We start from the raw sequence: 25,193 nt of genomic DNA, 5'->3' as shown, positions 1-25,193 counted from the left end.
ACCACCGTTTCGGCGAGTGCTCCATTAATGTACATCTGAATGTCAGACAACATCGATTCATTAGGAATAGAAACTACAATATGATTCCATTGATTTTCAATAAAATGATACGCTTCGGTTGTGACTATATTTCCTCCAGCAACTAATTTTATAGCACCTGTCGGTAATACTTGAACACTTAAAGAGGTTTTCTCGCCTTCATCGATACCCGCGTAAAAAATAGTATTGAACTCTGATAAGTCATTGGGTTTAATCCAAGCAGAATAGGTCCTTGCGGCTGTTCCTGTTACCCCCGAATAATTCCCTCCATTTTCCTTAAAGATCAAACTTCCGGTTCCTTGATCCATACTTACACCCAACACTTGACCTTTATCTTCATCAAATGCGCCTAAGGTGATGCCTGCTCCGCCTGATTCATTGGCTGATAAACTTACTTCTGATCGTACGCCTGTATTGATAAAAGCGGGATCATAAACATTTTCTGAAAAAGCGAAATCCAATAACGGTTCCTCTTCTGGAATATAAGGCGTGATTGTCAGTTGATGCGTTGAGGTTACTCCAAAAGATGTGGCTTCAATGATCACCTCACCTTCTTCCAAAGTGATCAATTTACCCTCTTCAATTTTTATTTTTGTAGGGTCTGAAATACTATATTCAAAATCTAAATTAGAGGTAGTACTAATCAAAAATTCAACCGACTCTCTGACGGCTAACGTTGTCGGCAAATTGAAATTAATACGATGCATAAAAACCGTTGAAGCATATAAATCCATGGCTTCCTCATCACTTATCGCTCGTTCGTAATATTTGAAATCACTGAATAATCCCCAGAATTTATTGGCGATCGCCAACGTTGCAGGAGCTGTATTGAATAAGCGATCATTGGTGACCACCGTTTCGGCGAGTGCTCCATTAATGTACATCTGAATGTCAGACAACATCGATTCATTAGGAATAGAAACTACAATATGATTCCATTGATTTTCAATAAAATGATACGCTTCGGTTGTGACTATATTTCCTCCAGCAACTAATTTTATAGCACCTGTCGGTAATACTTGAACACTTAAAGAGGTCTTCTCGCCTTCATCGATACCCGCGTAAAAAATAGTATTGAACTCTGATAAATCATTGGGTTTAATCCAAGCAGAATAGGTCCTTGCATCCGTTCCCGTCACTCCCGAATAATTCCCTCCATTTTCCTTAAAGATCAAACTTCCGGTTCCTTGCTCCATACTCACCCCCAACACTTGACCTTTATCTTCATCAAATGCACCTAAGGTGATGCCTGCTCCGCCTGATTCATTGGCTGATAAACTTACTTCTGATCGTACGCCTGTATTGATAAAAGCGGGATCATAAACATTTTCTGAAAAAGCAAAATCAAGTAGTGGATCTACCTCCGGAATGTATTGAGTAACTAATAACTTTTGTGTGACTTCAATTGCTTCTTTATACCTATCGTTCCCCAATTGGGATGCTTTTATAATTGTTTCTCCAGCTCCTATAATTGTCACTGTTGAACCCTCTATTGTAGCTACACTAGGATTTGAACTTTCAAAAGTCACCTCCAATCCAGAGCTTGCTGTAGCTAATAATTCAATTTTTTTTGTTCGTGTATCAACGGCTGGAAGGGCGTCAAAAGTGATGGTTTGATTGAATTTAACTTCTTCAAAATCAGCCTTCACTTCTTCCCCTGACAATGCTCCCTTGTATACTTTATAACTATTAAAATAGCCTTGGGCCGCGTTAGCAATTCTAAAATCGCCCGCCAAAGTAGTATTAATGGCTGTAACCGTGGCATTTGTTAGATCAATGTCTTTTTCAACTCCATCAATATATATTTTCACATCATCTACTGTCTCTCCATTGGTAACTATAGCAATATGTCTCCATACAGAAAAATCTATTTCCTCATTGACTGCTAAGTAGCTTCCTCCTTGTTCAGTACTGTAAAAATTATAATATCTGAAAGAGGTATTATTTCTAATCTGAAGGTCAAACTTATTATTTTCAGATCCATAATAGCTTAATTTATCTGTAGCTTCAGCCCCCTCCTTTTGTTTGTACCAAAATAAGACCGTTCTTGGCGTAGCCCCTTCCACTCCTCTAAAATCTGAAGCTGTAATTACAGCACCATCAGCAGATAGCACACTCCCCAGATCCACATCATCAAAACCGGTAGTAGGTACTCCTGAAAGCACCGAAAAGGCATAATTGTTAGGGCTTCTATCAGATAAAACTGATTCATTTGTAACTACATCAAGCAGTAATTCCTTTTGACCAAAAACATTGAATACTTCGATAAAATCTAAATGCTTATTATAGTATCTAAAGTCAGCTACATCGGCTGTTAAAGTGCCAAAAATCTTAAAAACTCCGGTATTGGTATTGATGATATTGTTTGAGCCACTTGTACCTACCGTGGAAGGCATTCCATTGATATAAAATTCAACATCATGAATGCCAATCGATTCTTTCAAAGTAACTGTAACATGAGCCCATTGATCCACCTCCAATATAGTTTGTGCGGCCACCCAGTTCCCTCCATTATCCGCCAGCTTAATTTTACCTTGATTGGTCAATTGCAACGTAAAAATAGTTCCACTCCCTGCACCTGTATAAATGAGGCTTTGGGTTCCTGTAAGTACTTTGGGTTTGATCCAAAAAGAAAATGATCGAGCAGCATTACCACTAGCAATAGGGTAATTTGTTCCTTCTAAAGTTTTGAATGTGATTCCTTTATTACTCGATGAAACACTTGCAAAAGCAGCCCTTTGTTCATCCGATTGCTGATAAGTGAAGCCACCCAAATCGTTAAAAACAATGTTGGTTTCCGTTCCAGTATTAGTAGGTGTAGCCTGATCAAATAGCAGCTGAACAATAGGATCTCCTTGTGTCATTCCTCTTAGTGGAATTAACAAAATCAAAATGCCTATAAATGTTTGTAATAGTTTCATTTAAATATCTTGTAATAGTTGATCAAAATTTAAGGAACTCCTTTGTTCAATAGCCCGAATTTTGAGTCAGATTAGTATTTAGTATTAATTCAGTGGAAGGTATCGGCAGCCAAATTTTATAGGTGGAAAAATTACTTTTCAATAGCTGCATTTGTGATTGAAAACCACTTCCTTCCAATGTCAGATCATTAATAGTCTCTTCCATAATTCCCCATCGAATTAAATCCAACTTTCTCCATCCTTCATAGCATAATTCACGGGATCGTTCTGCTCTAATTTCTTCCATGACATCATACTTTTTATAAGTAAAAGTCAGTTCATTTGTTAGCTGTTCGTCACCATTTACTGCCCTCCTTCTCACCTCTCTCAAGTAGTTTCGAGCGGCCGTTTCATTGGCGTTGACCTTCACTTCATATTCTGCCTGCATCAATAGAATATCTGCATAGCGAATCAATTGGAAATTGCAGGGGCTTGCCCAAGGTTCCAGCGGATAAGAACCCGGAACTGGCTGTCTCCATTTCCCCACACTGATATTGGTTTTGGATAAATTGATTGGAGTAGGCATATAGTAATCCACTCCAAAGAAATTCTCTTTTGTCGATTGATTTGTGATATTGCCGGTCACGTTGTTTTTAAAACGAACGTCTTTTGAATGGTACTGATTGATTAATTCCACACTTGGGCGAACAATGCCGTACCCTCCTCCATTTGTATTAATATTACCTTGGGGAATGAAGCCATTCACATAAATCATAATGACATCTTGATTGTTCGTTGCTTCCACTCCAAACAATACTTCACTGTACGTTTCTTGATTGGTTTCCGCCCTAAACAAGTGGATATAGTTTTCAACCAATTGTTTCTGACCAATAATAGCTGAATTGATCTCATACCCTTTTTGATAGTACCTCTCGCTTTCTACCCAATCCAATGTGTTGATTTCTGTTGAATGATAGCGGTCAATGTTATTTTCTTTTGCGGAAGCAAGGTACAAGTACATTTTAGAAAGGTACCCTGCCGCTGACCATTTATCAGCTCTGCCGGCTTTCGCATTTTGAAGCGGTAAATTTTGATAGGCAAATAGTAAATCTTCTTCGATTTGAGTATAAACTTCTTGCAAGGAAGCTCTACTTAATGAATCCGCATCGCTTCCATTTGGTGATTTTGTAATCGGGACTCCTCCGTATAACCACGCTAAATATTGATAATAAATTCCTCTAAGAAATCGTGCTTCTGCAATTTGTTCTGTCTTTCTTACCTCCCCCTCAAATTCTATAGCTTCAATTTTGGCTAAAAAGAAATTGGCTCTTTTGATTCCTGCATAAAAGAAAAGCCATGCTTCCCTTCCCATTATATCGGAATCATTGTAAGTGTACGTCAAATAAGGCTGATACAAAACTTGATTGGAGTTGGGCACCGTTTCATCCGTTCCGCCATTCAATAAGTACAGCATATTCCTTCTGAAAGTAGCCGCATTTCCTTCACCATTCACATCACTTGCATTCAATATGTTGTAAATTCCTGTCAAAGCCGTTTCTGCGCTTACTGAATCGACAATTAAAAACTCAGGATCAATTTTTGATTTTGGAGACACTTCTAAAAAATCGTCACATGAAGTCATACACCACAAAAATGTAAACCCGAATAGGAATGAAGTGAAGGCGTTCATGTTTATCAATATCTTCTGTTTCATTGTTTGCTTCTTTATAGATTTACGTTGATGCCTAAAGTGATTGTGGTCGCTCTTGGGTAGCCAATTCTATCCAATCCCGTCATGACTGTATTATTAAAACTCACCTCAGGATCATACCCCGAATACTCCGTCCATACAAAAAGGTTATCAGCTACCCCGTAAACTCTTATGTTTTTCACATTCATCCCCTCCAAAAATGGACCACTGAAAGTATAACCCAATGAGATATTTTGTAATCGAATAAAGGAAGCATCCTCCACATAATAAGTTGAAATATCTTTTGCCCCGGCATTGGCTAGCTTTCCATAAGAGTTGGACGGATTATCTTCAGTCCATCTGTTTTCCCAATACTCCTGCGTCACATTATTAATTTGTTGCACACCTAAACCTCCTTCATATCGAAATCGTCCTGCGTTGTAGATTTCATTTCCATAAGACCATCGAAAGAGCACGCTCAAGTCAAACCCTGCGTACTTAAAAGTATTTGAAAAACCTCCATAATGTTGGGGAACACTTTGGGAGATCACTGTTTTATCATTAGTGGAATTTACCACACCATCACCATCCAAATCTTTGTATTTAAAATCTCCAGGTTGAACGTTTCTTCCGGCCATACTTACCACCCCTTCTTTTAACACTCCATCGGAAGTAAAATCATCGGTTTGATAGACACCATCCTGCACATAACCATAAGCCGTACCGATGGATTCGCCCACAATCAATCTTCCCATATCGGTCATATAACCACCGGGAATCAGAAAAGGAATTTCATCAACTCCGCCCAAGTCTACTATTTTATTTTGATTGAAAGTGATATTGACATTCGAACTCCATTGGAATTTTTTCTTGTCGATGTTGATCGTATTCAAAGCTAACTCAAGCCCTTTATTCTCTACTGCTCCAATATTTTGCCATTGTTTGGCTTGACCACTCACTCCCGTTACATTGGCGTACAACAACAAATCTGATGTTTTCTTATAATAGACATCCGCAGTAATATTGATTCGATCTTCTAAAAAGCCTAAATCTACCCCAACGTCATGCTGCCAAGTGATTTCCCATTTGAGGTCTGAAGAAGCCTCATAAAGTGGAGCAAAACCTTTGTCTATTGTTCCCCCATTTCCATAATCTGCAGATGATGCATAACTGTAAGCAACATCGGTGGGAATGCGGTCATTGCCGGTTGCTCCTGTACTTACTCTAAATTTGGCAGTGCTGATAACAGCATTGATATTTTTCATAAATGACTCTTCTCCCAATTGCCAAGCAACAGCTGCCGAAGGAAAAAAGCCCCACTTGTGATTCACAAATTTTGAAGACCCATCTGCCCTATAGGAAAGAGTAAAAAGATATTTTTGATTAAAAGTATAGTTTAATCTTCCTAAAGCGGACATCCGTGTATTGACTTGCCTATTGGAATAAGGAGTTTCCACATTTTGTGCAAAACCTAAATCATCCACACCTACTACTTCATTGACATAGCCAGAAGTTTTGATTAAGCTACTTTTAAATTCGTATTGTTCCATATCAAATGCCGCTTGTGCATTGACATTATGTTTCCTTCTAAAATTATTATTATAGGTAAGTATATTTCTGAGAAAAGTAGATGCTGCATTATTATTTCTAATGATTCCCTTTCCATTGGCTACCCTTCCCCAACTCGTATTTTTACCATAAAATTCCCTTGCTTCTGAAAGGACTCTATTTGTGCCCACGGTTGCTCTTAATCGGAACTTCTTTGTAAAATTCAATTGCATGTAAGCGGTTGCTAAGAAGCGGTTCATTTCCACATTTTTGTAGGCATCGGTCAGCATCGTATAGGGTGAAGTTAAACCGCCCGTTTCATACCCTTCGGGATCCAAACTAGGATCAATCAAGACGGGATTAAAAAGTACGATAGCTTGAGTAATTCCATTAAAATTACCGTTCCCTCCATTCAGTGCTGCTCCATTATTATTGGAATTAGAAAATTGAAGGTTTACCCCTAACTGCACTGATTTATTGGCTTTTTGATGAACATTAATCCTTCCCGTAATTCGATCATACCCCGTACCCCTAATGATTCCTTGTTGGTCTAAATAAGAAAAGGAGGAAGCATAATTAAACCCTTTTCCTCCACCATTGAAAGAGATGTTATAATTTTGAATATGTGCTTGTACAAAGGCTTCATCTTGCCAATTGACCATCATAGAATCGGGAAATGTTCTCGGTACTCTTACGCCATTAATTTCTTCTCCATATAAGTTGGAATTAGGATTACGTTCAAAACGCATAGCAGCATAAGTATTTCCATCTAAAACGTTGAGTTTTTTGGAGGCATTGGCTACGCCATGTGATACATCAAAGTTGATATTAAATTGACCATCTTGCCCTTTTTTGGTGGTAATGATCATGACGCCATTTGCTCCCCTTGATCCATAAATGGCGGTTGCAGAAGCATCTTTCAACACTTCCACAGAAAGTATATCACTTGGGTTGATGGAGGATAAAGGATTGTAGGATTGGGTTGATCCAAAATCTCCAGAAGCCACTTCTCCATCATTGACTTCAATCTGTACACCATCCACTACATACAATGGCTGAGAGTTCATACTCAAGGAGTTTTTTCCTCTGATATTGATATTCACCCCTGCTCCTGGTTCTCCTGATTGTGAAACTACCTGTACTCCGGTGGCCCTTCCTTGCATGGCTTCCATAAAAGAAGTGGCCTTACTTTTGGTGAGTTCTTCACCGTGTACCGAACCTACAGCTCCGGTAAGGTCTTTCTTTTTGACTTTTGCTCCATACCCAATTGCAACAACTTCTACTTCCTCCAATGTTTTATTATCTGGAAGCAGGGTCACATTAATTGTCGTTTGGTTGCCTACTTGTATTTCTTGTGTTTTATAACCAATGAACGAATAGATCAGAACGTTATTTCCATTGTCAACATTGACTTTATACTTCCCATCAAAACCAGATATAGTTCCTTTGGATGTCCCCTTTATCTTGATATTGACACCAGGAATCGATACCCCTCCTTCTCCTTTTACGTTTCCAACAATCGTAATTTGAGCAGAGACAGTATTAATAACGAACAGATAAAATAATAAGAAAAAGAATAGTTTACCTTCTTTGATGTTAGTTATCATAATTACTTCAATTTAGGGAAGAACTCACAAGAAGAGCATTTAATCTACAAAGAGTGTAGTTGAAAAAAGTACTTGGTAAATGTTTGTTTGAATGAACTCATTATTTATCCTTTCAAACCCACGAGAGATTTAAAAACGTTAATATAGAAGATTCAAATGATTTTATCACACTGTTTCCAACACAAATCTTTTGTCTTGGGTGTATATTTTAAAAAATCAAATTACACTATTAATTAAGAGAGTTATTAAACTTGCTTCACCAAGACAATAAATACCATACATATTTGAAAACTTAGTTTGCCATTTTTAAGATCAAGTGACACAATAATTGTACTTATCCATTATAATGAGTTGCCCCTTTACACATTAAAGAGTGTTTTTTTATAAAAAAATGAAATCACACTCAAATTTTATTTGAAATAAATTACCCAACATTATTTGACAAAAAGCAACTATTTGCTCTTTTTAAGCATGAAAAATTGTACAAATCAGCCAATAACTGTTCAAAATCAGTCGCAAAACAAAAAGTAACAGAATTTGACTGTTATGTTCTTAACAATGTTAAACAAAAAAACGACCTTTAGATTGTGTAATTAAAATAGCAATTAACAAAGACTAAAACGAATTCACATTTATCAAAATTAAAGTAAAAGTGATGGTATATCACAACGATGTGGTGTTTATGCCTTATAATTCGACTGATTTATTTTAACAACTAAATTGTAAACAGGTTTAGATGTGACTACCTTAATATAGGTGTAAAGAACTAGCTTTACACCTATTTTTTTAAAAAAGTAATTTTCTCTTGCATGATGATTTAGACTGATGACAGCATGTGTTGTAAGAGTATAAATATAAAATAAAGTAAGGCTAATGTATCTATAAAATATGTTTAATATGAAGAGTTTTCAGAATACTATATTAACTAAAATGGTGACAAACCTTTCTAGTTGTAATAATAGTAATAAAGTAAAAATCACACGGTCATGATAGTTGGTTTAATTATATAATACAAATAAAGTATTGTACATATTGTTAATCTTAATTTTTAAAAAATTAAATAGTAATATTGCATTTTATTATTGTACAATTTAAAGTTGTTATCTTTTTATTTGTAAATTTGCAACCATCAGTACGGTGACATAAAGTGATTACTTTTTAGTCTGTTAGCACTAAATAAAAGAACAGAATTTTTTACTCTACTACAAATATACTTTTAATAGTTATGGACGTTTTCAAACGAAATTCAAACCATAGTGTTAAAAACATAGATCTCCTTTGTTCATTTCTTGCAGGTATGAACATTGTAGGAATTGCTGTTTTTAATATAATTTTTAGTTCAATAATTACATATTTCTTCATTTGTATTATTGGAGGAACTTTGCTTTCCTCTTATTTGATAAAAAAGAAATATATGTACTTGAGTCAAATCTCTATTCAGAATGATCAACTTATTTTTGAAAAGAGAAAATTATTTGTGACTCAAAAATATTCTTTCGATATAGATAAGGTAAAAATGAGTAGAACTTATTACTCATTAATTCTGAGATGTTATCAAACGGAGGATAAAAAGAAACAGTTTAAGATCTCTTCTAGGGAATGGAGCGATATTGAGACTATTGAAAGGCTCATTATGAATGCAAAATATGGAGAAGAATCCACCACCACCCTATTAAGAGCATAAAAGAACCCCATAATAGCTATTTACTATTACAGGGGCTTGGGCATTTTTAGTACAGATGATTTAATGTTTCTTTAGTTGAAGATCAGTTTTTTCGAAAGGCTCTTTCCTTCTGAATTGACTTGGATAACATATATTCCTTTTGGTAAGGTCAGATCAAAAGATTTACCCAACACCTTACTTTCCTTTACAATGTTACCAAGCAGGTTATAAACTATAAATGAAGTAGCGTTAATACCTAATTCAATTTTCATGGTCTGAAATGTAGGATTAGGGTATGCATTCAAGCTAATTTCATCATCTGATAATGACGCAATTACTCCTGATGAAGTAGTAAATGTTAACGTCTCACTATATTCAGATGGCAACTGCTCTTCTTTGGTGATCGACCTTACCTCTACGATGTATTCTTTATCAGGCAGTAGCCCCACTAAATCAAAAGATAAATCTTCCGTTTGATACCAACGGCCAAATACGTTTATCTCATATATTAATCCTTTATGCTTTTCAATTTCCCATGAAATTGTCGCAGATGTAGAAGTGATATTATTAACGACTAAATTGTAAGGGATAAGGGGTACAATAGGACCTTCTGTTGCTTGAAATAGTTCGATTGGAGTCGAGGATTTACCTGAATAATCATATGCTACAATGGTAAATTTATACTCTGTATCCATCTGCAAACCCGTAAAACGGTAACTTGTAGCAGTGGTAATGATTGGTTCTTGATCGTCAATTGAAACGGTATAATATTCTATACCTCCATCATCAATCGATGCATCCCACTCTAATTCCAATGCAATATCCAAGACTTCGGTAAAGCGTATATTTTCTGGAGCTTCAGGTGCATTACTATCATTGAGTATTTGCTCTAATCTTACATTTCCGTCCAACTGATAAGCTCCTATGTCAATAGTTGTTGATAATTTTGAACGCAACATACCCAACTGATCAATGATGTGATTATGTTCTTCGTGAGGTAAATAAAGCGATGGATCACCATACCCAGCCGCTAAACTTGATGCATCAAAAGTGACTACACCTCGTTCATCTATCTCATTTAATAGTAGCTGAGGGGTATCCAAGTCTTCGCCACCATATAATACTCTGTTGTCAGAGACGATATCTTCTGTCATTCCACTCACAAAATACCCAATGATAGAGGAGTTAATTTCTACTTTATTATAATCTATAAAATTAATATCTGACGGATCTCCATTTCCTTCTGCATCCACTTTACTGACATTACCAAAAATGATAGAGTTGTTGATGATAAAATCATGGTTGAAGTTAGTGCTCTTCAAACCACCTCCATTTGTAACTGATTTGACGTTACCATTGGCTGTAATGGTGACATTATCAAAACGAGTTGACGAAATTTCCTCCGAAACTACATTAATAGCTCCGGCATGTAGTGCGGCTCTATTACCATAAATTGTTGTGTTTCTAAGGTGAGAGAAGACCTTACCATTTAAGAAAATAGCACCACCGTGTCGGTCACATTTATTGTCTTTGATTAGTGTTTCATAGATATTAAAAGTGGAAGTATTCCCACCATTTCCGGCAACCAAAGCACCTCCGTTACTCTTTCCTCCAAGTCCTTCGTTTCCTATAAATTGACAAGAAACAATACTTGTTTTTCCTTCAATTGCTACAGCTATTGCTCCACCGTCAGCAGTAGTTGTGTTATTTTCAAAAATACAATTTTCTATTGTTACACTTCCTGTACCTTCAATGAGTATTGCACCTCCATCTTCCTCTTTGTCAATAAAAAGACCGTTGCCATTTTTAAAAGTGATATTTTTCACCACAAGAAATGCTCCCTCTGCTGTATTGTTATAATCAAAAAACTTTGTGTTGCCTGTAGCGTCTACAACAGCATTATTTTGACCAATGACATATAAATTTTTCTCTATGGTAAAAGCCTGAGTGTGTATCAAAGCTCCATCTACTACAATTGTATCTTCATTAGCAGATAAATCATAGGCTGTATTTAGGTCCGCTACGGCAGTTGTTACAGTATTTCCATTATTTGAGTTATCTCCACCGCTCTTCACGTAGATTTTTGTAGCGTAAAGATGCGTGAAAGAGAGCAACATAGTGAACAGTAATAGTACATATCGTTTCATAAAATAATTTCTGTTTTTAAGTTCATTTCATCACGTTCATTAATGAGTGTAAAGTTGAATTTCATCTCAAAATTTTCACTAATTCAGCATTAATTTGAGATTAATTGAGGCTAGTGAGCTGCATTTCTATTAAAAAATATGCTTGAGAGCATTTTAGATAAAAAGAGTACTACATTCTAAACTAAGTTTTCGAATATTTATGATTTTTAGAAATCAGGAGATTTCTGTTGATCTGTAGGACACGAATGCCGCTAACGCTTAACATTCGCGCCAGTGGCATTCTACCCAATTCGTTTGGCAGTACTTTCCTTGGCATTGAAGGGAAAAGCGTGAAGAATTTCATGTATGGAGCCGTTAAAAATGATTTTGCTGTTTGAGCTTTAGCGAGTTTAAAATCATTTAGGCGAGAGGAATGGAATTTAGCTTTTGACTTATAAGCCTAGATTTTTTGCTTCGTTTTTCATCAATGGAAAAATGAAGAAGAAAGAAGCTTGAAAGTAGAGCCTATAAATGTGTGTAGAAATGTTGATTAAATATTAACGTAAACTTAGTTTACAATGTAGTACTACATTCTAAACTAAATTATCGTCAACTTTCAGTCAACATTTTTGTCAGGTTTTTATGATCTACTTTCAAGCTATCTTTGTCTTCATTTCTCCCGCCTAAAGGATTTTAAAGTTCAATCTATGAAATTCTTAATGCTTTTCACTTCAAGGTGGAAAATGGACTACCAAACTAAAATAATAGAAAGCTTAGATGTAGTATGTGCTTGAAAATAAGTATTTTTAATTTAAAAAGTAGTAAAAAAATGATAAGATAGTTTCAGGTATTATACTGTTGATAACACTGTAAAATTAATTTGAACCAGCAACCACAATTATATCTTATAGAAGTTTATTATTACTTTTTTAAGGAGATGAAAAGTGTTGAGGAGTAGAAGGTCTTTATAATGATTAGTACATTTCTAATTCCTTTTCCTCTCAACACTTTTCTTTTATCCTTCTTCAATCATTTTTATCTAAAGCTGATCTTTTTTATAAGATATTGATCATTAGATAGAATATTCAGGATATAAATTCCTGCTGGAAGCGCTAAAGTAAATTGGTTAGAATTGATTTTTCCAGTTTGAACTTTTTTACCATTCAAGTCACTTATAAAGTACTCTCCTTCCATTACCTGAGGTAACTGAATTTGCATAAATGAACTTGATGGGTTCGGGAATGCTTTTACCAATTCACTTAATGCACCATCAACACTTGTTGGAGGCGTAGTTCCAGTTGTAAAAGAATTCTCCTCACTTTCTTCTGACTCCACTTCCTCACTATTCATTGTTTTCACCGTGAAAGTATACAATGTACCCTCAGATAGGTCTTCTAAAACGAAGGAAGTCGAAGTTGTTGTCAACGTTTTATCGTCAATCGTGATTACATAAGTGACATCTAAAGCATGTGATACTGCCGTCCAAGATACTGTAGCTGATGTTGGAGTCACCCCTGAAACCAAGATATCTGAAGGTGCAACCGGAGCAAAATAGGAAGTTTTAAATGTTTTTGATTCGCTCATTTCAGAATACTTCTCATTCGCATCCTTCACTTTCACACTTACCGTATAATCAGTATACTCCGCTAAATCAGAAAGTGTGAATGATGTATTTTCGGTTTCAAACTCATCATCACCTAACAGGACGATATACTTTACATCAAAAAAATGAGTGACCTCTTCCCAAGTTACAGTTGCTGAAGTTTCTTTGATGTCGCTGACAGTTACATTTTGAGGAGCAGAAGGTGCAGTGTAATCTGTTGTAAAACTTACAGCATCACTATCATCAGAAATCATATCATTCACATCTACTGTTTTTACTTTTACTTCATAAGCAGTGTTTTCTGATAAGTCTGATAAAGTCAATGCTGTGGAAGAAGTTTCGAATGTTTCGTCTCCTAACATCACTTTATAGCTGACGCCGACTACATGATTTACAGCGTCCCATGATACCTCAGCTGAAGTCGTTGTTACATTAGAAATGGCAATATTAGATGGAGTTTCTGGAGCAAAATAGGAAGTTTTGAATGCTTTTGATTCACTCATTTCAGAATACTTCTCATTCGCATCCTTCACTTTCACACTTACTGAATAATCAGTATACTCCGCTAAATCAGAAAGCATGAATGATGTATCTTCAGTTTCAAACTCTTCATCACCTAGCACAACAATGTATACTACATCAAAGAAATGTTCTACAGCAGTCCATGTTACTTTTGCTGTGGTCTCTTCTATTTCAGTTACCATAACATCTTGAGGGGCTGCAGGTACAGAATAGTCCGTTGTGAAACCCACTGCATCACTGTAATCTGAAGTCTTATCATTGACGTCTACTGACTTTACTTTCACCTCATAAGCTGTATTTTCTGATAAGTCCGATAAAGTCAATGTCGTTGCAGAAGTTTCGAATGTTTCATTTCCTAGCATCACTGTATAGCTTACGCCTACTTCATGATCCAATGCATCCCATGATACCACTGCTGAAGTCTTCATCACATCACTTACGGAAATATTTGATGGTGCCGTTGGTGCATCATAAGTCGTTGTAAATGAAGCTGCATCACTGTAATCTGATGCCATGTCATTCACATCTACTGTTTTAACTTTCACCTCATAATCTGTATTCGGTGTTAAGTCTGTCAGTGTATAAGTTGTCGATGTTGTTTCGAATTCCTCATCTCCCAACATTACACTATAGCTTACACCTAACACATGTTCTACCGCATCCCAAGTCACCACTGCCGATGTATTGTCTACTTGGCTTACAGCTATACTTGTAGGTACTTCTGGAGCAAAGTATAATGTCGTAAAAGTAACTTCTGTACTATATTCAGAGCTAACATCACTTTCGTCAATCGCTTTCACTTTCACTGCATAATCCGTGTTCTCTTCCAATTCTGTTAATGTCAATGTTGTTTCAGAAGTAGGTTCTAACTCTTCTTCACCTAACATCACTACATAACTGACTGATGAGATATGATTTGATGCATTCCAAGACACTACTGCTGATGTTTCTGAAGCATCAACACTCACTCCATCAGGAATACTTGGTACTGGAATAATCGTTTGGAAAGTCACTTCCGTACTTGGAGTAGAAATATTACCTGCAACATCCACTGCACTTACCGTAAATTTATACGTTGTAGAATGGCTCAGCTCCTCAAGTTTAAATGTTGTAGCCGCTGTCTCTGTCACAATATCCTGATCACCCAATTTGATAATGTAATGATCCACCATATGATTATCCATTGAAGCTGTCCAAGAGGCCACCGCACTATAAGATTCAATTTGGTCTACAGCAACATCAGTAGGAATAGTAGGAGCTGTCTCATCAATAGTTATTACAGTCAATGCAAGTCCATCGCTTTCGTTGTCTGCATTATCAATAGCCGTCACTTCCACCGTATAACTTGTCATCACCTCTAATTCTTCAAAAGTATGCATTTGAATGGAGGCATCAACTTCTATACTTTCTTCACCCAATGTCACCTTATAACCTTTCAAACCTGATTCATTGTCAACTGCAACAGGCCATGTTACTGTAAAAGCATTTTCACCAATGGCAGACGATAGTAGCTCACCCGTAAAAGTTGGTTTCACATTGTCAATTGTCATTACCTCCTTTGTGGCCTCTGCACTTTTGTCAAAAACATCTGTCGCGACTACTTTTACCGTATAATTTTGATAAGGATTTAACCCAGAAAATTGGTAAGATAATGCCGAAGTTTCCGCTTCAAATTCATCATCTAAATAGATTGTATAGTTCTTCAATAAATCTGTAGCACTTGTCCATGATATATCAAAGCTATTCGCTGTTATATTAGAAGATGAAATTTCAGGAGCAACAGGTTCCGTTACCTCTACCCCATTCGCTTGATATGCTCCCACATCAATTTTACCATCAGTAGCTGGTCTGATATTTCCTAATTGATCAAAAATAAAACCATTCGCATCTGCCGTTAAGTATTCTGCTTTTCCTAAACCTACTGCAACAGCATCGTTTGCAAATGTCACTACCTTTTTCTCCATATCCAACATCAATGCTAGATCGGCCTTATCCTTGATATTGTTGCCGCTATTGTTATTTCCTACTAACGAAACGTCATCAATTGTATACAAGTCCACTTCATTTACATTCACTACTCCAATAATTGAAGCATTAACAGTCACCGCAGCAGTCACTTGTAAGTCTGTTTCAATTTTATCTTCTCCACTTGGGAAATAGTTATCAAAAACCAATGAATTATTTAGTGTAGTTGGGAAACTAGCATTGTTGACTCTGATACCACCAGCTGTACCAAAACTTTTCGTCGTAATGTTACTGTATACTGTAGTATTGGTCAATACCAAAGTACCTACACCTTTTGAGGCTACACTGATCGCTCCACCATTGTTGTCTGCAGAATTGTTATATAAAGTAGAGTTGATGATTTCAACGCTAGAACTGTTATTTTTATTGGCTATAAAACCAATCGCACCACCATTATTTTGTGCAGTATTCCCCGCAAAATAAGATCTAGCAATTTTCAAACTGATGACCGCATTGTTGGAGTTGTAGAAAATAGCACCACCGTCACACGTACTTGTGTTGTTCTCGAATGTAGAACTAGAGATCATCACATCTGCATCTTGACTCAAAGCAATAGCACCACCCATGTTACTATCATCCAATACACCCAATGTTTTATTGTTGGTAAAGTGACAACCAATGAAGTTTACTTTACCTCCATCTACCGCTACGGCTCCACCATTATTCAATGTAGTATTGTTATCAAAAACACAATCCACAATTTCTATTGGTGCATCTGTTCCACCTGCAATAGTAATGGAACCACCGATATTATAAGACCCAGGTGTGTTGTACTCACCATTACCATTGATAAGGCTGATATTTTCCATTCTGAAATAAGGATTTTCATCTTCATCAGAAAGGGCAATATTGAAATGCTTCGTAGTGGATTGGGCATCAATTGTACCGTTATTGACACCTTTTAGCGTAATGCTTTTTGAGATGGCAAATGATTCCGTAATCACTACAGTTCCATCTACGATAATCACATCTCCATAATCTGCCAGAGCATAGGCTTTATTCACTGTAAGAACTGCTGTTTCTACTGAACTACCATCATTTGTGTCATCGTTTCCGGTGCTCTTTACATAAATATCTTTTGCCCAAGATGCTTGCATCATGACAAAGAAAACCAAGAGTAAGGTACTAAGTTTTTTCATATCATTACATATTGTTTGCCTCAGAAGTAATTGATCATTTGGCGATTCAAAAAAGTTGCTCTATGTGTTTGATGTCGGTCAGTTCACTTATTTCTTCCCTTTTCAAACCTGCTCTATTTATCAACTACTTCTGTTGAATTTCTTTAAAAAAATCACTCCTTTCATTTGTAGAAGTGCTTGATACAAAAATGTACGGCATACACTAATTAATCATTAATTAATCCTTAATCCTGCCTTATTAAGGGTTCTTGGGCTAAAAAGGGATAACATTAAATTTTAATATTCAGAAAGTAAGAGTAAAAAATAGCAGAATTTAGTACGGGTTTTATAGCATAAAATATCTGATCATTTAAATGATAATGTCATACTTTTAGTATATTTAAATACAGATCGTAAACCGTAGTGTTTTGCTATCTGTTTTTTTAATGCAAATTTTAACTATTCAATACAATGGGATTTTTCTCCAATTTGACAGGCAATGCCTCTGAACTTAATGCTGAAGATCTAGAAGCTGACTTCGCTGATGTGATATATGATGGGGAGACCGTAGAAGCGGCTTTCAAAATTTTTAGAGACAAGTGGGTGTTTACCAATAAAAGACTTATTGTCTTAGATGTACAAGGTTTAACAGGCAAGAAAAAAGAATATCACTCTATTCCTTATAAATCTATCACTCAATTTTTGGTAGAAACTGCCGGTAATTTTGATTCAGATGCTGAGCTTAAAATTTGGTTATCGGGTCAAAGTGAACCTCTTCAATATGAGTTAAGCAGCGGAGTGGATGTTGTTTCTCTTCAAAAAACATTAGCGAAAAACGTCTGCAAATAAATGCAACAAAAACAGCCAAGGCAGACTTCAAATTGAAGTCGTTCTTGACTGTTCTAAGCAATATAATATACGATATTCGTTAGGGGTAATTTCTCCAACATTCGCCCGTGTTTTTGAGCATGGGCGAATGTAAAATATATTAGATTTGATCTAATTCCACTGTTTTGATTTCTACTGTTTTAAAGATATTCTCTTTATAGTTTTTCATAAATGGAGACTCTTTCCATCTTTTGATGGTATGCTTTCCACTTGTCCAAAGCTCTATCACTGTACCATCTGCTTTTCTAGCAATTAGGTTGTCAATATAGAAATGATAAACGCCAGTTTTTCTTCCCATAAAGGACATCATGTTGTAAGATAGTTTCTGAGGTGTAGCCTCGCCGATTCCTACTACTCTATGTTCCCAAACGCCTTTTCCTTCTTTCACTCCAGGACCTTTCTTCTGGTATCTGCCATGTTGGTCATAACCCGATTTGGCAAAAAGTAATTTCCATGTGCTGGTTGGTGAATAGAAGAATCCTTCGTTGAGTCCGTCTTCTGCTACCATGATATCGTATTCCACAACATCTCCCGGCTCAATTGTATATTTCATTTTATCGTAGCCGTTGGCAAATGCAAAACGCATCACATCTTTACCACTTTTAATTGGCATTGCTTGATCTACATAAAATTCTAATACTTCACCTTGTGGTGCGGCTTTTTGTGATGCACTAGGTAGGTATGAAGGAGGAAGGTAAGAAGGATTAATATTGTTTGCTCTTAGAAAATCCAGATGCATTTGCGTCATTTTTTCAACTTTCTCTGGGTGTTGCTCCGCAAGGTTGTTTTCCTCTTTCAAATCTTCATTTAAATCATACAATTGGATTTCTAGTGGATTATAAATCAATTTCCAATTGCCTTCTTTTACGGCACCTTCACCAGTCCAAACCCACTGCTGAACCGTATTATCATGTGCTTTATTTCCCATGATTTCTTTCGACAAATCTCGTCCATCAATCTCTACTGATTGATCACGCTTAGCACCAACCATTGCCGTAAGTGTTGGGTAAATATCAAGGTAGTTGAAATCTCCAGTATATTTCTCTCCTTTATTCATTCCTCCATTTTTCCACATCATCCCCATAGGAACGTGGATACCACCTTCATAAATGGTATGCTTATGACCTTTGAACGGTAAGTTATTTCCCTCTGGAGTGGCACCGTTATCTGAAGTGAAAATGACAATCGTATTTTCTAACAAACCTTCTTTTTCTAGGTAAGAAACCACTTCCCCCACAGCATCATCTAAACTGAGCAACATGGCAGAACGTACAATTTGCTTTTGTTCATCTGACATTTTCGTCCAAGCCTTACTACCTTTAAAATAGTTTTTATACTTTTCTTTCGACAATAAAGCTGTTCCTTGTTTCACTGCTTCGGGTACTCTTAATATATCCTCGTACTTTGCATTCAAAGGATTGTGCATGGCTTCGTGAGGAATATAACATAAGAATTGTTCGTCTTTATTCTTCTCAATAAACTCTAAAGCATATTTTGTAATCAGATCCGTAGTATAGCCCTTTTCATCCGGACGGTTGGTTTTGTCATGGTACCATGATACTTGTGCATATACATTTGACATACGTGTGAAGTAGTTACCACCACCTCCGTAGTAACCTACGAAACGGTTAAAACCATGAGCATTTACACCTGCTCCCAACTGAAACTTTTTGCTTCCTTTCTTCTCATTTCCACCATAAGATGTTGGTGCTCCATTATGCCATTTACCAAATGCTCCTGTTACATAGCCATTTTCCTGTAAAGTCTCTGGCATTGTCACTTCATCTGTAGACAATTCACCACCTGTTTTTGGACCTGAATTCGTCTTCACATAATGCTTCGCTGTCAACATTCCTGCTCTTGAAGGAGAGCAAACACAATGTGTATTATAATTGGTGAAAGTGGTACCTGTAGTAAAAATTTTATCAATGTTAGGTGTTGGTGTTAAACCTCCATTAATAGAGAGATCTCCATAACCCAAGTCATCTGTAAAGAAAATGACAATATTGGGTTTCTTTTTCTTTGCGTTGCTTTTATTTTCTTCGGGATTGGAAGAAGCACTTACAAACGTAACACCAATGAGGTAAGTTAAGATCGTTATTATAATTCTTTTCATCTCTGATTATACTTTAAAAAATCGGTTTTGAAAGCAACACTTCTTCAATGTTTTCCTTGCACATTGAAGAAGTGCTTGATGCCTTTACAAAAGTGTAAGAAGTAGGCTAATTATATATTAATTGTACCTTAATAGCCCTCAATTAAGAAAAGAGAGGTACTGACAAATGATCAATTATTACTTTTTAATGATTTTATGATACATAATTGTACCATTATCCAACTCCATTTTCAGCAGGTAAATGCCACTATTCAATTCCTTTAAATCTATGGTTATTGACTTATGATTCACATCGAATGTTTTGAGTGGTAATCCAAGATAGTTATTTACTTGAATTTTTTTGATGTTTAATGCTGAAGATTTCACTGTAAACACTTGATCAGATGGATTAGGATACACTGTGGTCTTCATTGAATCATTATCTACAGCGGTGACATTACCGTTATTATCATCTATTTTCTCTACCGTAGTGACAGTGATTTGAACATAATTCTCAACATTTGTACAAAAATCACCGAGAACCTCTAATGTCCAAATACCATTATTTTCATGTTCTAAAGATGCAGTCCAAACTGGGTTTTCATTACTCGGGTAACGAACCCCTGATGGAGAAGTCCAAAAATAATCTTCCGATGTACTACTATTGGGTATTAAGGTAATTTCGCTTCCCTCAGTTACCTCAATTGTATTTCCTAATTGTACCATGTTATCATCTATTTTATAGGAAGCTTCGTATTGTTCAAAATAATGATTTGACCAATTGATATTGAAATCAACTCCTTCATTACTACTGAACTCTGAAATCATTTTAAATTTTCCAAAGCTTTCTTCGTTGTTTAATGGATAAGAAAAGGTTCTCTTTAACTGATTGAAAAAATAATCTTGTCCTGTAGGGGATTGAACTGTCATTTCAAGAGGAGACGAAAACTTAAAATTGCTTACGGAAGTAAGCTGTTCCACCAATCCCCATTTATGTGCCAAATAGCCCTCAATTAATTCTTGCTCGCTCTGAGACAACTTTTTATCAAACACAATAACCTCAGCAATATACCCTTTGTGGTGCCTGTTTTGATTCGGAGAACTACTGTATTGACCTAGAAATAAACCTTCATTATTGCTTAGTTTTTCGTTCGCATCCAATGCCAAATCAAATTCTTTTGCCCCGTTGGTATACATCTCCATTCTATCTTCCTGTCGGGAAAAAGTACTAATACTGCTGTGTGGTAAACCATAGGCTGAACTTGAAAGTGTTCTACTTCCTCCTCCAATGGCAAATTTGCCAGAATCGGAAACTCTAAAGTAAACACCATCTCCATCAGTACTATTTTTATTACAAATAGTATTGGTCCAAACGCTTACAGGATCAATTTGATGTACCATTATAACCGTAAAATCCTCTTCCAGGAAAGTTGTTTTACTTGATGGGAATAATCGCAAGCTATTGGTTTCGTTTTCTTCTTTTCCAAAAGCCAAAGCAGGTAAACCATTCATGGCATTACTGCTATAAACAGGTGCAATACTATTGTTGAGTGCTACAGCATCATTACCCTCTGAAGATTGATCTTCCCATGTTGTAATTCTATCTCCTTCCTTAGCATCCGTAATTGCTGTTGCGTCTAACCACATGATTGGAGCAATTTCAAGCCCGATTTTCATCTCTAATTGATCACCTTCACACGCCCATAGGTCTTGAGGAGTTTGCCATTCTTCTTCATTGATTCTCATCTGAATATTCAAATCACCCGGTAATCCCAAAGTGTCTGAAGCCGTATAAAAATCGAGACATTCTGAAGAAGATATAGTCCTACAAACCACGACATCTCCTGGAGCTAACAACGTAGATTCTAATCTTGATGAAGTCTCTGATGCAATTTCTCCATTGATCCACCATTCATATTGTGAAGCGGCCTCCCCTTCCGTAGAAACAATGGCTTCGATGTATTGCACTTCACTGAAAAAAGTTGCATTATCATTGAGCTTTAACTTCAGTTGAGGCTTTATTTCAAAAGACCAATCAATATTCGGCCAAGCCTCTTCGCTCCATGCGATTAAGTCCCTGATGATTTCACAATCTACCCCAAACTTGATTGACTCTCCAATCACCCAATACATATGATCTGCCCAAAGTGGTGCACCTATTTCATCTTCACTACCATCCGACAGCTCATCATTGGAAAGTGTTACATCCCAAACTTCAGACTTCTCGATAGGGTCCAACACATTTGATCCGTTCATTCCTTCTTCCCAACGATCCCATGAAGCGATATCATGTTTTCTTACGGCTTTTAAAAATTCTCTTAGCTGAGCATCTAAAAAGAGTTTTGTCATACCCGGTTGAATATCATCAAGCAAGCCAGGCCAAAACCCCGATTCAAAACCATGGAAATTGTTCTTTCCACCATCCCCTTCTTTTCCAAAGAAATACCAAGGTCCTTGTACTCTTATTCTAAAACCCATACCATCATTAGGTGTAAGATCACCGGACCACGTTTTTGTTTTGTACAAAGTGCTCAACGAGTGATAATATCTTAAGGGTTGATATAAGTTGGAGGATTTTGAACTACGTAAAATAAACATAGGCTGATAGTTATAATCCACCGGACCATTCCACCATTGTTGTCCTTCGCCCCCTGCCAAAACGGCTTGAAGATGATACCATACAGTAGATTCATATTGCCCTGTTTCTTCGGGTTGATCTCCAAACGTTTGACAGTTGCCATCTACACAACCTGTAATATGTGCGGGCACCTCAAAAACGTGTTTTGACAGTCCATGAAACCACTGTCTTGACGTAGGATGGTCTTCTCCTAAAATATAATCTTCGGCTTGATCTTGCAGATTGAATTCCTGCATAATTTCAAAGTTTTTGACCGCCATCAAACGGGCTAAACTTGTACCAGCAAACTCTTGTGCCACATTATCATCTAAGGCATCCAATCCATTTCCTTTTGTTGATCTCCAGTGTTTGGTTTGTCCACCTCCTTGCGATTGAAAGAAACGGAAATTGTAGCGAAATACTTCATGGGCATAACGAAAATCAGCCAATTGCTCTTCCGAAAGTACATTCATATCCACTGTTACACCATCACCTTTTTTCGGTAATTCAGCGATTTTATCTCTAATGATTTCAATCCCTTTTTCAGGGTTCAACAAACTCTCCTGACTGTTTTTATAAGGTGTTCTGTCTATATAAGTATCTTCGTAAAAAGTCCCTTTTGTAAAGGCATCCTTAGGGTGTACCATTGGTAGCCAGTGTTTCCAGTCTGGAAACTGAAGTGCTAATGGTAAAACTGTACGGTCTTCCCCTTTATCTTGGTCAAAATAATCCTTTACGGTTTCCTCATTTACACCATTCGGAAACATATAAGGCAACATATCTTCATCTTTATCTAATACGGCTTCTAATCCAGCTCCTGCTGCCCAGTATTCAATTGGTTTGTCTTTCAAACTTGGCCCAGGTTGATAAGGCGGATTCCAAGGACGTCCATGACGGTTTACATTTTCGTGTTTATCTTTTAATGAACGAATGTAGGATGCCACTTTTCTACCTTCCTCTTCTGTCAGATTATGAAAAACTGATCGCTCAATAATCGATTTATTGGAATAAGAAAACAACTCTAAATCTCTACCATCTTGTGTATGACAATCGGCACATTTAGCTTGGATTGGAGCATGTGGCAACAACTCATAACCATACCAAAAACCTTTTGTATCTTCTTTTAAATAATTGGACCACAAAGCCCCTTCTCTCCATAATTCTTCTCCTTCTTGAATTGATTTATCATCCGTATAAGGTCCTACCCATAATTCAGGATCATCATCATAGAAGAAATCCTCCGAAAGGATATTTTCTTTAACCTCATCTAATAAATTGAATTTCACTACACGAAAACCATTTGAAATTGCATCGGAATGATTGAACCTAAAGTACATTGTATTGACGCCTGCCTTGAAGCCTACTGCCGGAATTGACACTCTGATGGTGTTATAACCTCCATGTTGCATTCCTCCTCTCGCTTTCTCTTGAATAGGCATTTCTACAGATGCATGATTCAGGTCGTACCATGCCCCTTCATTGACTTTGATAGACACTTTATTCTCATAGCTCAAATTATTGATTTGCATCCATATCTTTTGTGCTGCATCCACTTCTGCTTGAGTCAGTGAAAAAGAACGCTGTTCCACCAAATTTTCAGCACCAATAATCTCCACTGGTAAAATAAAACGGTGCCATAAGTCACGCATTTTGGAGTATTCATATTTAAATTCTTCTGCTGAAAGTGCTTCATCAAATATTTTCACTTCTCCCACCATACCATTGACCTGTCGGTTGCCATTGGTAAATGTACCCAAGTATAAATGATCAAAATTAAAGTTAGCTTTTGGTACAGTCAGCGTTTGTGTTAGTAAGTTTTGGGAATCCCAAAAAGTAAGTATTCCACTCTCTGCGTCATAATTACAAGCCACCACTACCGAATGGTTGAGTAATGCTTTTGCACCCGGTACATTTAGTACCTGTCCTCCAAGATAAATTTGAAACTCGCCCTCTGTTCCATAGCGTATACCAAAACCATTATTACTATTATTGGATGTGTTTCCGATCAAATCACTCCAATTGTTATGGTATTTATTCACCTGAAAAGAGACTAAAACACTGAAACCTGTTTTTGTGCTTGCAACTCCTGTAAAATCAAAAAGTTCTGCTCCTTTTTCAGAAGAAAGCAATTGTAAACCCGAACGGTCTTTCTCTATTTCAGGGTTTATATAAGCACCAAAATCAATCCCGTATTGGTTGGAAAAAGAAGCATTAGCGGAAGGATAAATGGCACTACCGAAATAGGGTATTGCATGGTTTTCGTTTCCAGACAAATCGATCCATTCTGTTACAGAATTGGTTTCATCTACTTTAATTGTTGATGGATCGTGAGTGGATAGATGCTGAAAAATGTTTTGACCAAAACCAATATTGGTGATCAATACACAGCATAAAAAGAGTAGTTTAACTCTTCTAGTTGGTAAATTAAGTAATAAATAGTTCATACTCATTTCGTATAGTTTTCGATCGAATTGTTAGTTCAATTCATTTCCTATTTCGTTTGGTATCAAAATTATTTACTGTCCTTAATTTTATATTAAATAGGGATTAATTAGGGAAATTAATGGGGTTTCTTGCATAAAAAGTAGAACTAAATTATCGTCAACTTTCAATCGACCTTTTTGCAAGCATTTATAGGATCTACTTTCAAAATTCCTTCTTCTTCATTTTTCCATTGATGGAAAACGAAGCAAAAAATCTAGGCTTAGAAGTCAAAAGCTCAATGGCGCGAATGTTAAGCGATAGCATCATT

9 protein-coding genes are annotated in these 25,193 nt (G+C 36.5%); 2 read left to right on the top strand and 7 right to left on the bottom strand.

The features are described 5' to 3' along the window. The 3 genes from PL77_RS27755 to PL77_RS27745 form a co-directional block, all read right to left on the bottom strand. Positions 1-2,960, bottom strand: a 2,960-nt coding sequence (locus PL77_RS27755) for a LamG-like jellyroll fold domain-containing protein (protein ID WP_044212741.1), incomplete at its 3' end; no start/stop codon positions are given. 46 nt (positions 2,961-3,006) lie between these two features. After that, the gene (locus PL77_RS31155) at positions 3,007-4,653 is read right to left on the bottom strand and encodes a RagB/SusD family nutrient uptake outer membrane protein (protein WP_082026771.1); all 1,647 of its coding nucleotides are present in this window, start codon (positions 4,651-4,653) and stop codon (positions 3,007-3,009) included. Between the two features lie 11 nt (positions 4,654-4,664). After that, positions 4,665-7,784 carry a TonB-dependent receptor gene (locus PL77_RS27745; protein ID WP_044212739.1) on the bottom strand — a complete coding sequence of 1,040 codons (3,120 nt, stop codon included), beginning with the start codon at positions 7,782-7,784 and terminating at the stop codon, positions 4,665-4,667. 1,414 nt (positions 7,785-9,198) lie between these two features. Between PL77_RS27745 and PL77_RS31945 the strand changes: the two genes are divergently transcribed. Then, entirely contained in the window at positions 9,199-9,468 is a 270-nt protein-coding gene (locus tag PL77_RS31945; RefSeq protein WP_156152578.1) for a hypothetical protein, read from the top strand. Between the two features lie 71 nt (positions 9,469-9,539). Here PL77_RS31945 and PL77_RS27735 read toward each other — a convergent pair whose 3' ends face one another. Then, positions 9,540-11,594 carry a fibronectin type III domain-containing protein gene (locus PL77_RS27735; RefSeq protein WP_082026770.1) on the bottom strand — a complete coding sequence of 685 codons (2,055 nt, stop codon included), beginning with the start codon at positions 11,592-11,594 and terminating at the stop codon, positions 9,540-9,542. A gap of 1,014 nt (positions 11,595-12,608) precedes the next feature. Beyond that, positions 12,609-16,862 carry a fibronectin type III domain-containing protein gene (locus PL77_RS27730; protein ID WP_044212730.1) on the bottom strand — a complete coding sequence of 1,418 codons (4,254 nt, stop codon included), beginning with the start codon at positions 16,860-16,862 and terminating at the stop codon, positions 12,609-12,611. 450 nt (positions 16,863-17,312) lie between these two features. On the opposite strand from PL77_RS27730, the gene PL77_RS27725 reads away from it, so the two are divergent. Continuing rightward, a complete protein-coding gene (locus tag PL77_RS27725) occupies positions 17,313-17,690 on the top strand; it encodes a PH domain-containing protein (protein ID WP_044212728.1) in 378 nt (125 codons plus the stop codon). Between the two features lie 139 nt (positions 17,691-17,829). Here PL77_RS27725 and PL77_RS27720 read toward each other — a convergent pair whose 3' ends face one another. Continuing rightward, a complete protein-coding gene (locus PL77_RS27720; protein WP_044212725.1) occupies positions 17,830-19,845 on the bottom strand; it encodes a sulfatase in 2,016 nt (671 codons plus the stop codon). A gap of 177 nt (positions 19,846-20,022) precedes the next feature. Next, positions 20,023-24,885: a LamG-like jellyroll fold domain-containing protein gene (locus PL77_RS27715; protein ID WP_172665964.1), complete on the bottom strand. Its 4,863-nt coding sequence runs from the start codon at positions 24,883-24,885 to the stop codon at positions 20,023-20,025. Positions 24,886-25,193 lie beyond the last annotated feature (308 nt).

Origin of the sequence: Flammeovirga sp. OC4, from assembly GCF_000812565.1 — a bacterium.
GTDB lineage: Bacteria > Bacteroidota > Bacteroidia > Cytophagales > Flammeovirgaceae > Flammeovirga.
The sequence above is the reverse complement of the archived record's forward strand: the minus strand, read 5'-3'. Positions and strand labels throughout refer to the sequence as shown.